The organism is Streptomyces sp. NPDC030862 (assembly GCF_055571835.1).
On the sequence record NZ_JBVIEN010000001.1, the window covers coordinates 202,946 to 216,315 of the forward strand.

Consider the following 13,370-nt stretch of genomic DNA (forward strand, 5'->3'; position numbering starts at 1 on the left):
CGACGTGCACGGTGACGTACAGGTCCGGGCGGGGTGAGAGGCGCAGCGCGCGCGGAGGCCGACCGGGAGGTCCCGTGAGCGACGCAACCGTCCTCCCAGGAATACGCCGTCGTACGCAGCGCAGCAGGCTGCTGCGAAACCGCGGCCTCTCCGGCCCGGTCTGCCGGGCGGCGCGCTCGGCGCGGCGGACCTGACGCGCCGCCGCCTCCTCGCGCGCCGCGGCCTCCCGACAGCGCTGGGCACGGACGTGCCGGTCGAAGCCGCCGAACGTTGCCACCGCGCGCGACATCCTCCTCGGCCCAGGTTGCACGGCCAGCCGCATCGCCGCCGAGCTCCGCGCATGGCCAACCACCACCCGATGGCCTCTTCGGCCGCCGTCGTCCCGCCGAGTTCACTCATCTCCTGGTTCTCGCAGATGGACGGTGATCTAGCCGCTCATGACACCAGCAGGCCACAAAACGAGCCCTCTCCGAATTGACAACCCAACACAAAGAACGCCGCTCTGCCAGATTGCGCAGCGATTTCTATTCGCCTGGGACCGCACGCCAGCGGTACAGCGGTACTGCTAGTGGGGGGCTCACCGCATTCAACTGCCGCGAGTTGTCGGTGCGGCTGAGCGGGGTAGTGACTTTCCGCGATCCCCAGCGGGTTGCCCCCTGTCGCGCTGCTCTTGCGTCAGCTCCTGGTGCCGCCGTAGTTCCGCAGGACGTTCAGAGCCCTGTCGAGAGCCGAGTCCCTCTTCTTGTCGAACTCCTCCTTCGTGAAGACCGGCTCTGTGAGGTGCGGTGGAATGCCCGTACCGTCGAAGGTCTTGCCCGACCGGGTCAGGAACTCCTCGTTCGGCAGCCAGGCCGACATGCCGTTGGGGAGCTTGCGCAGCATGACGTCCGAGAAGACGCCCTGTGTGGGCTGCCCGATCCGGACCGTCTTGCCGGGCCGGTCCATGAGGGCCTGGGCGAAGGACTCCCCCGCGCTGACGGTCGAACCGCCGGTCAGCACGGCGATCGGCCCGGTGTAACGGGGGCCTTGGGCGGGCGTGACGTACGCGGGCTGGGGGCGAGTGTGCCGGGTGGGGTCGGCGGGGTCGTTGCGGGCCCGCTTGGAGTAGGCGACGTAGGGGATGTCGGTGAGGCGCTCGGCGATATGGATCCCCAGGGCGTCGGAGCCGCCGCCATTGATCCGCAGGTCGATGATCAGGCCCTTCAGGCGCTGGGTGCGCTCCTGGCTGAGGACCGTATCCAGCGCCCTGTCGAGCTCTGCCAGCTGGGCGGCGTAGGGGGCGCCACCGCCCGCGTATCCGCCGAAGCCGGAGATCCGCACATAGCCCTGCCCGCCGGGTAGGTCGGCGTAGGTGATCCGCCCGTTGGCGAAGTCCTGGAGGTTCCGGGCGTCCTTGAGGTCGCGCTCCACGATGAACTTCTTGACCTTGGTGTCCAACTCCCCGGTCGGCAGGACGGTGCCGGGGCGAACCTGCGCGAAGATGCGGTCACCGTCCTGAACGGCGACATGGGAGTCGTACAACGGCTTCACCATCTCGCTGAAGACGGCGAAGAGCTCGTCCTTGGTCGTCTTCGCGTGCACCTTGGGCCGGTATCGGTCGCGTACAGCGTGCCAGTCGATGCCCTTGGCGGAGAAGAAGGGGTAGTTCTCCTCGAAGGACTGCCAGAAGACGTCGAAGGCAGCGAGCGGCCCCTCGGGGGCTGGACGCGTGCAGGCGTCGGGCAACTCCTGGATCCGGCGCAGGTTCCGGTCGCCGACGGAGCCGTCCACCCGCATGGACCCGCGGTCGCGGCCTCCTTGGGTACGCACCGTGAGGACAGTGCCGTCAGGCTTGGTGTAGACGCCGGGGCCGGTCCGCTGCGCGGAGTCGCCCTTGAGGCAGCTGACGGCGGTGGTCTGGTACTCCTGGAAAGTTCCGTTCCGGATGGACAGCACTGTGCCGTAGCCGTCCATGCGCCAGATTCCGTCGATGGTCGGTTGTTGGGCGGTGGCTGCCGGCGCGGCTGCGCCGACGAGGGCCAATGCGACGGCGGTGGCCGTGACAATGCGCACGATCTTGCCTTCTCTGTAGGCGACTTGCTCGGTACAGCCCACGATCGCCGACACGGCGTTCTCCCGGCCATCCGGCTGTCCGGTTGATCTAGGGTGGGGCCAGCCCCCATTACCGGCAGTACGCGGGGGGCCATCGCTTGGGAAGTGCAGGCAGATACTCGGCCGGCACGTCGAGCTCCGGCACGTGCGTACGCGGTGTCGGCTCGCACCCCGCCTGGAGCAGCGTCAGAGTGGCCGGAGGGCGTGGCGTCCGGTGGGTCCACGATGTCCGGCCGGCCCTTGATTCCCGTCGCGGATCGGACTGATGCCTTGGCGAGCAGCATGAGTGTCTCGGCGCCGCCGGGAGTGATCGCCGCTTCACTCGTGGCGCGTGGGAAGACCTCAGGATGACGCGTCGGCGAGTCGGCGGCCGACCCTCGCCGCGGTCTCCCTGAGCCAGATGTGGGCGGCGTCGTGGCTGTGGACGGGGTGCCACCACAGGGCTTCTCGCAGCGGGACGGCTTCATAGGGCGGTTCGAGGACGCGTACGGCCGCGAGGGGAGAGAGCAGGCGCGCGAGACGGGCCTGGACGAGGGCGATGCGGCGGGTGCCGGCCACGAGGGCGGGAAGCGCGTGGAAGCTGTCGACGGAGACCTCCACGCGGGGCTCGATGCCGAGCATGCCCAGCTGGCGCACGGCGGGGGCGTCGTAGGTCCGCTGGTAGGTGGCCCAGGGCAGGCGGGCGAGGTCGTGCAGGGTGAGACGGTCCTCGACGCCGGGGTGGTCCTCGGCGACGACGAAGACCCAGCCGTCCTCGTAGAGGTCGGTGGCGGGGAAGCCGCTGATGACACCGTGGGGCATCAGGAGGCCGTCGGTGGCGCTGAGCAGGCTCGCGGTGTCGTCGACGACGGTGACCGGGGTACGGGTGAAGCGCAGACGGATGCCGGGGGCCTCCTCGTGGACGACGCGGGCGAGCGCGACCCCGAAGACGGAGACGGCGTAGTCGGAGGCGAGGATGCTGAACTCACGGGTCTCCGTGGCCGGGTCGAAGGTGGCCTGACTGGTGAAGAGGCGCTCCAGGACGTCGTACGCGGTGGCCGTTCGGTCCAGGAGGACCTGGCCGAGCGCGGTGAGTTCGTACTGGCTCCCGACGCGGGAGAGGAGCTCGTCACCGAAGTGACGGCGCAGGCGGGCCAGGGCCGCGCTCATGGCGGGCTGGCTGAGGCCCACACGCTGCCCGGCCCGGGTCACGTTGCGTTCTTCGAGCAGGGCCCGGAGCGCGACGACGAGGTTGAGGTCGAGGCGGGCCAGGTTCACGAGGCGGTATCCCTTCCGGAACGACACTGCCTGCGGCTATTCACCTGAGCGATAGTACAGATCCATGGAATCGATTTCCCTGATTGCTTGATGCGGTCCAGATTGGTCCCATCGCAGTCAGGAGGACATGTCGGTGAAACCCCCATCCACCTCTGATCTCTTCGCCGGGCCCTTCGCCCTCGGCACTCTCTCCGCGGACGACCACCCCGCTTTCCCCGCCCTCGTCGACGGCGAGGGGCAGGTGCTGGACCTTCGATCGGCCTTGGCCGACCCGGCGCTGACGATGCGGATCCTGCTGGAGCAGTGGCCGACCGTGCTCCCGCGCCTCCGCGCACTCGCCGTCGAGCCGGGACATGTACGACGCCGCCTGTCCGAGTTCCGCGTCCTCGCGCCGGTCGAACCACGGCAGGTCTTCCAGTCGGGTGCCAACTACCGTCAGCACGTCATCGATCTGCATGTCGCACACCGGGCACCCGACGACGAGCGGTCCGAGGAGGAGCGTCGGGCCGAGGCGGCCGAAATCATGGATCGGCGGGCTGCCGAGGACCTGCCGTACGTCTTCATCGGCCTCCCCAGCTCGATCACGGGCCCGTATGACGACGTGACGCTTCCGGCCTGGGCGGCGAAGCCGGACTGGGAGCTGGAACTGGCGGCGGTGATCGGCCGGCCCGCGTACCGGGTTTCGCCCGGGGAAGCGCTGGAGTGCGTCGCGGGCTACACCATCGCCAACGACCTGACCGACCGGGCGACGGTGTTCCGGCGGGACATGCCGCGGATCGGCACGGACTGGCTGCGCAGCAAGAACGCGCCCGGTTTCACCCCGCTGGGCCCGTGGATCGTGCCGGCCGAGTCCGTCGGCGACACCGGCGGCCTGCGGCTGACCCTGAAGCTCAACGGCGAGGTCATGCAGGACGAGTCCACCAAGGACATGATCTTCGGCGTGGCCCGCATGGTCGCGTACGCCTCGCAGACGGCGCGGCTCCTGCCCGGTGACCTCGTACTCACCGGCTCCCCGGCGGGCAACGGCATGCACCGGGGCAGGCTGTTGCGCGACGGCGACGTCATGGAGTGCTCCATCACCGGTCTGGGCGCGCAACGCACCCGATGTGTCGCGGAGGACGTGTGAACCGCACCGACCCCGAGGCTGCGATCGCCCGGGCCGCCAAGGAGTGCTCCAACTGGGGCCGTTGGGGTGAGGACGACCGTCTCGGCACCGTGAACTTCCTCGACGACGCCAAGCGCCGCGAAGGCGCCGCGCTCGTCCGGCGGGGCGTCAGCTTCTCGCTCTCCCAGCGCTTCGACATCAACGGCCCCCAGAAGGGCTGGCGGCGCCGGACCAACCCCGTCCACACCATGCTGGACACCGGCACGGACGCGGCCCTGGGCAACCAGGGGCTCCCCCACGGCATCGGCGGCGCCGACGACGTGATCGCGATGCCGCTGCAGTGCTCCACCCAGTGGGACGGGCTGGGCCACATCTTCGACCACGGCAGGGCCTGGAACGGCCGGCCCGCCGAGCAGGTCGTCACCTCCGACGGCGACCAGGTCACCGGCATCGAGCACCTGGCCCCGCACATCGCGGGACGCGCCGTGCTCCTCGACGTCGGCCGCACCGCGGGCGAGAACGGCGAGCTGCCCGACGGGTTCGCCATCACCGAGGAGCACCTGACGGCCGCCGCCGAGGGCCACGGCGTCACCGTCGGCCGCGGCGACATCGTCCTCGTACGGACCGGGCAGCTCGCCCGGGTCCGCCGGGACGGGTGGGGCGACTACGCGGGCGGCGCCGCCCCCGGCCTGTCCTTCGCCACGGCGTCCTGGCTGCACGGCAGTGAGATCGCCGCGATCGCGACCGACACCTGGGGCTTCGAGGTGCGGCCCAACGAGTTCGACCACGCCTTCCAGCCCCTGCACCAGGTCGTCATCCCGCACATCGGTCTCCTCATCGGCGAGATGTGGGACTTCGAGGCCCTCGCCGAGGACTGCGCGGCCGACGGCGTGTACGCGTTCTGGCTCACCGCGGCCCCCCTGCCCATCACCGGCGCCGTCGGGTCCCCCGTCAACCCCGTCGCCGTCAAGTAGCCCCGGGGCCCACCCAGCCCGAGGAACAAGGGAGTTCCCCATGAGCAGCACACCCCGCAGAGTCCTGGTCGTGGGCGGCGGAGCGGCCGGCAACGCCGCCGCGATCCTGCTGCGCCGCGGCGGGATCGACGTCGACCTCGTCGAGGCGAAGGACGACTGGAACGCCACCGCAGGATCCGGCATCACCCTCCAGGGCAACGCCCTGCGCGTCCTGCGCGAACTCGGCGTCTGGGAAGAGGTGACGGCGTCCGGCTTCCCCTTCGGGTCGGTCGGCATCACCGCTCCCGACGGCACCGTCCTGCACGTCCAGCGCGACCTGCGCACCGGCGGCGACGACCTGCCCGCCACCGTCGGCATGCAGCGCCCCCGGCTCCAGCAGATCCTCATCGACGCCGTCCGAGCCAGCGGCGCGACCGTCCGCCTGGGCACCACCGCCGCGATCGTGGACCAGGACGCCACCGGTGTCTCGGTCCGCTTCGGCGACGGCGGCGAGCACCGCTACGGTGTCGTGATCGCCGCCGACGGCCTCGGCTCCGCCACCCGCGCGCAGATCGGGATCACCGACAAGCCCGAACCGACCGGCATGGCCATCTGGCGCGTCGCCGCCCCGCGCCCCGCCGGCGTCGAGCACACCGACCTCACTTACGGCGGCCCGGCGTTCATCGCGGGCTACTGCCCCACCAGCGCCACCACGCTGTACGCGTACGTCGTCGAGGAGAACCGCGACCGTTCCTCCATTCCGCCCGAGTCCTACGCCCAGGAGATGGTCCGCCTCACCTCCGCCTACGGCGGCGCGTGGCCGGAGATCACCGCGACGATCACCGACCCTTCGAAGGTCAACTACACCTGGTTCGACCGGCTGCTCGTCGAAGGCTCCTGGCACCGCGGGCGAGTCGTGCTCGTCGGAGACGCCGCGCACTGCTGCCCGCCCACCCTGGCGCAGGGCGCGGCGCTGTCCCTGGAAGACGCCTGGGTTCTCGCCCGGATGCTCACCGCCTCCGACACCTGGGACGAGGAGCTGCTCCAGGCCTACTACGACCGCCGGATCGCCCGGGTCCGCCCGGTCGTGGAGGCATCCGTCCGCATAGGCCGGTGGCTGCTCGACGGAGTCCGCGACGCCGATGTGCCCGGTCTCATGGCCCGCACCATGACCATGCTGCGGGAGCTGCCGTGATGGCGCCCACCGTGGACGTCCACGCCCATGTCCTGCTGCCCGAGATCGACGCGCTCGTCGCGGGTCTGCCCGGGAACGCCGAGGCCACGGCGCTCGACGCCCTCCGTAACGGCTCCGACGCGCTCGCGGTCAGCGGCCCCATGGTCCGCGACCGGATCCCGGCCCTGACGGATCCCGCCGTCCGGCTCGCCCGGATGGACGCCCAGGGCGTCGACGTACAGCTCGTGAGCCCCTCGCCCTCGCACTACCACTACTGGGCGGACGCGCCCACGGCCGAGAAGGTCTGGCGGCTGGCCAACGAGGCCACGGCCGCGCACTGCGCCGCGGCGCCGGACCGGCTTCGCGGCCTGGGGCTCGCTCCCCTGCAGCACCCCGGACTGCTCGCACCGGCCCTGGACCACGCCCTGGAGCACGGGCTCGTCGGGGTGGAGATCTCCAGCCACGCGCCCGGCCGGGAGCTGTCCGACCCGGCCTACGAGCCGCTGTGGGCGCGCGCCGAGGAGACGGGGGCGGTCGTGTTCCTGCACCCGTTCGGCTGCACGCTCGACGAGCGACTCGACCGGTGGTACCTGTCCAACACCGTGGGTCAGCCCACCGAGAACGCGGTCGCGCTGTCGCACCTGATCTTCTCCGGCGTCCTCGACCGGCACCCCGGGCTGAAGATCGTCACGGCCCACGGCGGCGGCTACCTGCCCACCCACATCGGGCGCAGCGACCACGCCTGGCGGGCCCGCAGCGATGCGTCCGCAGGCTGCGCCCAGCCGCCCAGCAGCTATCTGCGGCGCCTGTACTTCGACTCGCTCGTGCACGACCCGCGGGTGCTGCGGGCCCTGGTGGAAGCGGTGGGAGCGGACCGGGTGCTGCTCGGCTCGGACTTCCCCTTCGACATGGGATCCGACGACCCGGTCGGCGCGCTCCGCGCGGCGGACCTGCCCGAGGCCGACTTCCACGCCGTCCGCGGCGCCAACGCCACCGCCCTGCTCACCCTCTCCCCCGCCTGAGGAGGCACCCCGTGACGAACGACCGGTTGCTCACCCACCTGCGGCACGTCGACCTCGCCGTGCCCGACTACGACAAGCAACTCGACTTCTACGCCGGTGTGTGGGGGCTCACCAAGGTCGCCGAGGACTCCGGCATCGCCTTCCTCGCCGCCGAGGGCAGCCCGGAGCAGTACGTCGTCCGGCTCCGCAAGGCCGAGGAGAAGCGCCTCGACCTCGTCTCGTACGGCGCGGCGACCCCGGCCGACGTGGACACGCTGGCCGAGCAGCTCCTGGCCGGCGGCGTGCGGCTGATCTCGCAGCCCGGAGCCGTCGAGACCCCCGGCGGCGGCTACGGCTTCCGCTTCTTCGACGTCGACGGCCGCACCATCGAGGTCTCCGCCGACGTCGGGGTCCGCAAGCACCGGAAGATCGAGGAGAAGGAGGCGATCCCGGTCAAGCTCTCGCACGTCGTCCTCAACTCCCCCGACCTGGGGCGCACCCGGGCCTGGTACGAGCGTCACCTCGGCTTCCGCCTGTCCGACACGCTCAGCTCGCCTCACGTGGGCGAGGTCATGCACTTCATGCGGATCAGCAGCCGGCACCACTCCATGGCCCTTGCCAAGGGCCCGCACACCTCGCTACACCACATCTCCTTCGAGATGCGCGGCATCGACGAGTACATGCGCGGCTCGGGCCGGGTCCTGCGGGCCGGCCACACGAAGATCTGGGGTCCGGGCCGGCACATGGCCGGCGACAACACCTTCACCTACTTCCTCGACCCGCACGGCAACACCGTCGAGTACACCACCGAGTTGGAGAACCTCGACGAGGACACCTGGCACCCCCACGTCTACGACTTCTCCCGGCCCGAGGTCACCGACCAGTGGGGCACCGCCAACCCGATGAACGAGCTCGTCGCCAGGGAGTCGTTCAACGACCCCGACCGCGGCTGCTTCGTCGCCCCGCCGGTCTGATCCTCCCGACCGCCCGATCCCCGCCTGGAGCCGCATCATGCGCTTCGCCGCTTTCGTACACCGGCACCGGTGCCGTGTCGCCGTCGTCGAGGACGACGGCACGCTGTTCCCCCTGCCCGGCGTCACCTCGCTCACCGATCTGATCCGTGACACCGACGGCCTTCCCGGCCTTCTCGCCGCCGGCGCCGCGGCCCTCAACGTGCCGCCCGGGCCGCACGTCTCCGAGGTGCGGCTGCTCTCCCCGCTCCAGCCGTCCTCCATCAGGGACTTCGTCACCTTCGAGGAGCACGTCGAGGGCGTGCGCCGCTCCGTGAGCGGCGCATCCGGGGTACCCGCCCAGTGGTACGAGGCGCCGACCTACTACTTCACCAACCCCCACGCCGTCTCCGGCCCCCACGACGACGTCCCCGTACCTCCCGGATCGTCCGTGTTCGACTTCGAACTCGAGGTGGCGGCGGTCATCGGCCGGGACGGCCGCGACCTCACACCGGAGCAGGCGCGGGACCACATCGTCGGGTACACGATCTTCAACGACTGGTCCGCGCGCGACCTGCAGTCCGCCGAGATGAAGGTGGGGCTCGGCCCGTGCAAGGGCAAGGACACCGCCACCACCCTGGGCCCCTATCTGGTGACCGCCGACGAACTGGAGCCCTACCGCGACGGCGGCGGGTTCCTGCGCCTGGCCCTGACGGCCGACGTCAACGGCGAGGAGGTCGGCAGCGACCTCCTGTCCAACATGAGCTGGACGTTCGAGGAGATGACCGCCTACGCCTCGCGCGGCACCCGGGTCGTCGCCGGCGACGTCCTGGGCTCCGGCACCTGCGGCAACGGCGGCTGCCTCGCCGAGCTGTGGGGCCGGAACGGCGAACGGGTCCCGCCGCCGCTCACGCCGGGAGACACCGTGACCCTCACCGTGGAAGCCCTCGGTTCCCTCGTGACCCGGGTGGTCCCCGGCACCGAGCCGGTCGCCCTGCCCAAGGGGCGGCGCCGCAACCGGGAGCGGCCGTGTTGAGGGCGCGGACGTCCTTGGAATCCGGCCCGTGACATCCTTGAACAAACTTGGTGGTTCAGCAGAAGGGGCATGCTCTCCATGTGCAGCATCGCGGTCATCGGTCTGGGAGCGATGGGCAGGCCCATCGCACGCAACCTCTTGAAGGCCGGCCACGACGTCGTGGTGTGGAACCGCTCCGACGCACCTGCGGAGCAACTCGTCGCAGAAGGTGCCCGTCGTGCCGCCTCCGTCTCGGAGGCCATGCACGCGCCGGTGGTCTTCTCGGTCCTGTCCGATGACCGGGCCGTCGCCGAGACGTTCATCGACTCCGGCGTCCTCTCGCAGACTCCGGGCGGGACTGTTCACGTCAACCTCGCCACGGTGAGCGCCGGCCTGGCTCGCCGGGTCGGCGCAGCGCACGCCGAGTCTGGTGTCGGGTACGTCGCAGCGCCGGTCTTCGGCCGTGTTCCGGTCGCCGAAGCCGGGGCACTCAACATCCTTGCGGCCGGTGAGGACGGGTTGATCGACCGCGTGCAGCCGTTCTTCGACGTGATCGGCTCGCGGACGTGGCGACTCGGTGATCGTCCGGAGCAGGCCAACACCGTGAAGATCCTCGGGAACTACCTGATCGCCTGCGCAATCCAGTCACTGGGCGAGGCTGTCAGCCTGGCGGAAGGCGCCGGTGTCGACTCTCGGCAGTTCGTCGAACTGCTGACCTCGACACTCTTCCCGGGTGTCGTATACGCAGGCTACGGGTCGATGATCGCCGAACGGAACTACCAGCCGGCCGGCTTCACCACGGTCCTGGGCCGCAAGGACCTCCACCTCGCGCTCGATGCGGCGATCGACCACGACATTCCGATGCCGATCGGTCAGCTGCTGCAGGCCGTCTTCGATCAGGCCGTCGCCGACGGTCGCGGGGCGGATGACTGGGCGGTCATCGCGGAACAGCAACCGCGGTTGACCACCGGCGGCCGATGACCGTGACCGCGGCCTGGTGATCGCGCCAGGAGACGGCTCTTCGCGTCCGGCAGCGGCCGCCCGTTGGCTCGGGCACGAGCCTTGCGTAGCGCGCCGTAAGCGGGATAGACCTGCGGGTGAGAAATGGAACATCGGCTTCCGCCGTTGGTCGCCGGGCCTCGCGGCCCAGCGGCGTTCCCTCCTCTGCCGCAGGACACCGAGAACATCGGGAGCCGCCCGTGACACCTCCTCCTCCGCGCTTTCATGTCGCGACGAAACTCGCGGTCGGCCAGAGCGCCCTGCGCCTGTCAGGTGAGATGGACCTGGAGAGCACACCGGCGCTCCGGCACGCCGTACGCAGCTGCCTTCGGGTCCGTCCCACGTCCTTGCTGATCGATCTCTCCGGCCTGTCTTTTTGCGACTGCTCCGGCGTCAACGCGTTGCTGTGGGCTCAGCAGGAGTCCCTGCACGCGGGTGCCGCCTTCCTCACTCGGGGTCCGCTCCAGCCGGCTGTCGCCCGTGCGATCGAGATCGTCGGCGCCGGATGCCTGCTGCCGAGGACGTACGCGGCGACCACTGCGGCACCCGCCCCCCGGCCCCTGTGCGCGCGGGGCTGGATCAGCCTTCCCTAGCCGGGCACCGACGCACCGAGCCATCCCCTCTGTCCTTTGTGGACATACGGCGGGTGCAGACCGCGTCATGATGGAGGTGTTCGCCGCCCAGTGGAGCCGTGCAGGCTGAATCGATCCTTTCGCCGAGCTGAGAAGGGTGGCCGGTCATGGCAGTGGCAGACGGCTTTGATGCCGGGGCCCACCTGCGAGCAGTCGGCCGAGCAGAGGTGGCCGGAGGTCCGGCCGGTGGTCTCCTGGATGCCCTTGGAGTGGCACCGGTGGTGCTGGACCGGGACGGCCGCATCGTTCTGTGGAGCCCGCAGGCCGAGGCGCTCCTCGGCTACCGCGCGGATGAGGCCCTCGGGCGGTACGCCGCCCGATTGCTGGTCGCCGAGCAGGACCGTGATCAGGTGCTGACCTTGTTCGGCAAGGTGATGCACGGCGGTGAGACATGGGCCGGCGTCTTCCCGGTCGTCCATAGGGACGGCAGTGTCCGCTGGCTCGAATTCCGCAACATGCGGTTGCAGGATGAACACGGCGGCCGGTACGCGCTGGGCCTCGCGGTCGACCAGAGCGTGCTGAGGCAGGTCGAGCAAGATCTGGCGCTATCCGTTCGGCTGATAGATCAGTCCCCGATCGGTCTGGCAGTGATCGACACCGACCTGCGCTATGTGACGGTCAACGAAGCCCTGGTGCACCTCAACGGCCTGTCGGCGGCCCAGCACCTGGGCCGCCCGGTGCGCGAGGTGCTCTCCTTCCTGGACACCGACGCGGTGGAATCCTCGATGCGGCTCGTCCTGGCCACCGGCACGCCTCTGCTTGATCAGTACACCGTCGGCCGCGTACCGGCGGACCCCACGACCGAGCGCGCCTGGTCGGTCTCCACCTACCGGCTCGAGGACTCCGCCGGCACCGTGCTGGGCCTGGCCACCTCCGTCGTGGACGTCACCGAGCGGCACCGCGTCGCAGCGGAAGCCGAGCGCGCCCGGCACCGGCTGGCCGTCATCGCCGACGCCTCCGCCCGTATCGGCACCACCCTCGACGTAGAACAGACCGCGCGGGAACTGGCCGAGGTGGCGGTGGGCGCATTCGCCGACCTGGCCGCCGTCGACATTCTCGACACCGCCCTGACCGAGATCGCCTCGGGCACGGCTACGGAGTCCATGGTCTTCCGGCCCCTCATCGTGCACACCGCCTACCCGACCCCCGCCGCCCTGGCCGCCGACCCGCCCGAGAGTCCGGTGCGCTACGGCCCCGACCGGCTGATCAGCCGCTGCGTACGCAGCCGTCGGCCCGTCCTCGTCGCCCACGTCGACGATCGCGACCTGGCGCGCATCGCGCCCGACGAGCAGGCCGCCGCCGTGCTCGCCCGCGCCGGTGCCCACTCCTACCTGGCCGTTCCGCTGATCGCCCGAGGGGAGATCCTGGGCGCCGTCGACTTCCTGCGTGCCCGCAACCCCATGCCCTTCACCGAGGACGACCAAGCCCTCGCCCTGGAACTCGCCTCACGGGCCGCCGTCTGCATCGACAACGCCCGCACCTACCAGCAGCAGCGCCACGCCGCCCTCACGCTCCAGCGCAGCTTCCTGCCCCGCATCCCGGCCACCGTGCCGGGGCTGGACATCGCCTGCCGCTACCAGCCCGCCGGATCCGCCGCCGAAATCGGTGGAGACTGGTACGACGTACTCCCCCTGACCAGCGGCGATACGGCACTGGTCGTCGGTGACGTCATGGGCAGCGGCATCCAGGCGGCCGCCGCCATGGGACGGCTGCGCACCGCCACACAGACCCTCGCCGAGCTCGACCTCGCACCCGACCAGGTCCTGCAACACCTCGACCGGATCACCGCCACCCTCGAACCGTCCATCGCCACCTGCCTCTACGCCGTGCACGAAGAGGCCCCCTCCCGCCTCCGCATCGCCGTCGCCGGCCACCTCCCCCCGGTCCTGTGCCGCGCCGGCCAGGCACCGATCCTGCTGGACCTGCCCACGGGAGCACCACTTGGCGTCGGCGGCGTGCCCTTCCGCACCACCACCATCCCCGTCGGGCCCGGTGATCGCCTGCTCCTCTACACCGACGGCCTGGTCGAAACCCGGCGCACCGACATCGACGCCCGGCTGCACAGGCTCCTCGAACTCCTCGCCACCCCGGACGCCGACCTGGAGGCCACCTGCGACCGCCTCCTGTCCCGCCTGCACCACACCGAGGGCCATGACGACGTCGCACTCCTCCTCGCGCAGGTACAGCCCTGAT

Annotated in this window: 11 protein-coding genes; 9 read left to right on the forward strand and 2 right to left on the reverse strand. The window is 70.7% G+C overall.

What is annotated here, in order from left to right; translation table 11 throughout:
• Positions 1-675 precede the first annotated feature (675 nt).
• Positions 676-2,052, reverse strand: coding sequence for a S41 family peptidase (locus ACZ42X_RS00995; RefSeq protein WP_468282715.1), 1,377 nt, complete (start codon positions 2,050-2,052; stop codon positions 676-678).
• A gap of 381 nt (positions 2,053-2,433) precedes the next feature.
• Positions 2,434-3,348 carry a LysR family transcriptional regulator gene (locus ACZ42X_RS01000; protein WP_468282718.1) on the reverse strand — a complete coding sequence of 305 codons (915 nt, stop codon included), beginning with the start codon at positions 3,346-3,348 and terminating at the stop codon, positions 2,434-2,436.
• 127 nt (positions 3,349-3,475) lie between these two features.
• Between ACZ42X_RS01000 and ACZ42X_RS01005 the strand changes: the two genes are divergently transcribed.
• The 9 genes from ACZ42X_RS01005 (at position 3,476) to ACZ42X_RS01045 (ending at position 13,369) form a co-directional block, all read left to right on the forward strand.
• Positions 3,476-4,474 carry a fumarylacetoacetate hydrolase family protein gene (locus ACZ42X_RS01005; protein ID WP_468282721.1) on the forward strand — a complete coding sequence of 333 codons (999 nt, stop codon included), beginning with the start codon at positions 3,476-3,478 and terminating at the stop codon, positions 4,472-4,474.
• A complete protein-coding gene (locus tag ACZ42X_RS01010; RefSeq protein ID WP_468282724.1) occupies positions 4,453-5,427 on the forward strand; it encodes a cyclase family protein in 975 nt (324 codons plus the stop codon). The genes ACZ42X_RS01005 and ACZ42X_RS01010 overlap by 22 nt, the downstream gene beginning before the upstream one ends.
• 40 nt (positions 5,428-5,467) lie before the next feature.
• A complete protein-coding gene (locus ACZ42X_RS01015) occupies positions 5,468-6,601 on the forward strand; it encodes an FAD-dependent oxidoreductase (RefSeq protein WP_468282728.1) in 1,134 nt (377 codons plus the stop codon).
• Complete coding sequence (locus tag ACZ42X_RS01020; protein ID WP_468282731.1) at positions 6,601-7,602, forward strand: amidohydrolase family protein; 1,002 nt, start codon at positions 6,601-6,603, stop codon at positions 7,600-7,602. The genes ACZ42X_RS01015 and ACZ42X_RS01020 overlap by 1 nt, the downstream gene beginning before the upstream one ends.
• 11 nt (positions 7,603-7,613) lie before the next feature.
• Positions 7,614-8,555 (forward strand): VOC family protein, encoded by a 942-nt coding sequence (locus ACZ42X_RS01025; protein ID WP_468282734.1) that lies wholly within the window; start codon positions 7,614-7,616, stop codon positions 8,553-8,555.
• 37 nt (positions 8,556-8,592) lie between these two features.
• Positions 8,593-9,567, forward strand: coding sequence for a fumarylacetoacetate hydrolase family protein (locus ACZ42X_RS01030; RefSeq protein ID WP_468282736.1), 975 nt, complete (start codon positions 8,593-8,595; stop codon positions 9,565-9,567).
• 78 nt (positions 9,568-9,645) lie between these two features.
• Positions 9,646-10,527: an NAD(P)-dependent oxidoreductase gene (locus ACZ42X_RS01035; protein ID WP_468282739.1), complete on the forward strand. Its 882-nt coding sequence runs from the start codon at positions 9,646-9,648 to the stop codon at positions 10,525-10,527.
• Positions 10,528-10,745: 218 nt separating this feature from the next.
• Positions 10,746-11,138: an STAS domain-containing protein gene (locus tag ACZ42X_RS01040; RefSeq protein ID WP_468282742.1), complete on the forward strand. Its 393-nt coding sequence runs from the start codon at positions 10,746-10,748 to the stop codon at positions 11,136-11,138.
• A 146-nt stretch (positions 11,139-11,284) separates the two neighbouring features.
• Positions 11,285-13,369, forward strand: coding sequence for a SpoIIE family protein phosphatase (locus tag ACZ42X_RS01045; RefSeq protein WP_468282745.1), 2,085 nt, complete (start codon positions 11,285-11,287; stop codon positions 13,367-13,369).
• The last annotated feature ends 1 nt before the right edge of the window (position 13,370 follow it).

What these genes read in the sequence shown, in the direction of transcription:
- ACZ42X_RS01015 (WP_468282728.1), top strand. Translation starts at nt 5,468, where the DNA reads ATGAGCAGCACACCCCGCAGAGTCCTGGTCGTGGGCGGCGGAGCGGCC.
- ACZ42X_RS01010 (WP_468282724.1), top strand. Translation starts at nt 4,453, where the DNA reads ATGTGTCGCGGAGGACGTGTGAACCGCACCGACCCCGAGGCTGCGATC.
- ACZ42X_RS01045 (WP_468282745.1), top strand. Translation starts at nt 11,285, where the DNA reads ATGGCAGTGGCAGACGGCTTTGATGCCGGGGCCCACCTGCGAGCAGTC.
- ACZ42X_RS01005 (WP_468282721.1), top strand. Translation starts at nt 3,476, where the DNA reads ATGTCGGTGAAACCCCCATCCACCTCTGATCTCTTCGCCGGGCCCTTC.
- ACZ42X_RS01035 (WP_468282739.1), top strand. Translation starts at nt 9,646, where the DNA reads ATGTGCAGCATCGCGGTCATCGGTCTGGGAGCGATGGGCAGGCCCATC.
- ACZ42X_RS01020 (WP_468282731.1), top strand. Translation starts at nt 6,601, where the DNA reads ATGGCGCCCACCGTGGACGTCCACGCCCATGTCCTGCTGCCCGAGATC.
- ACZ42X_RS01030 (WP_468282736.1), top strand. Translation starts at nt 8,593, where the DNA reads ATGCGCTTCGCCGCTTTCGTACACCGGCACCGGTGCCGTGTCGCCGTC.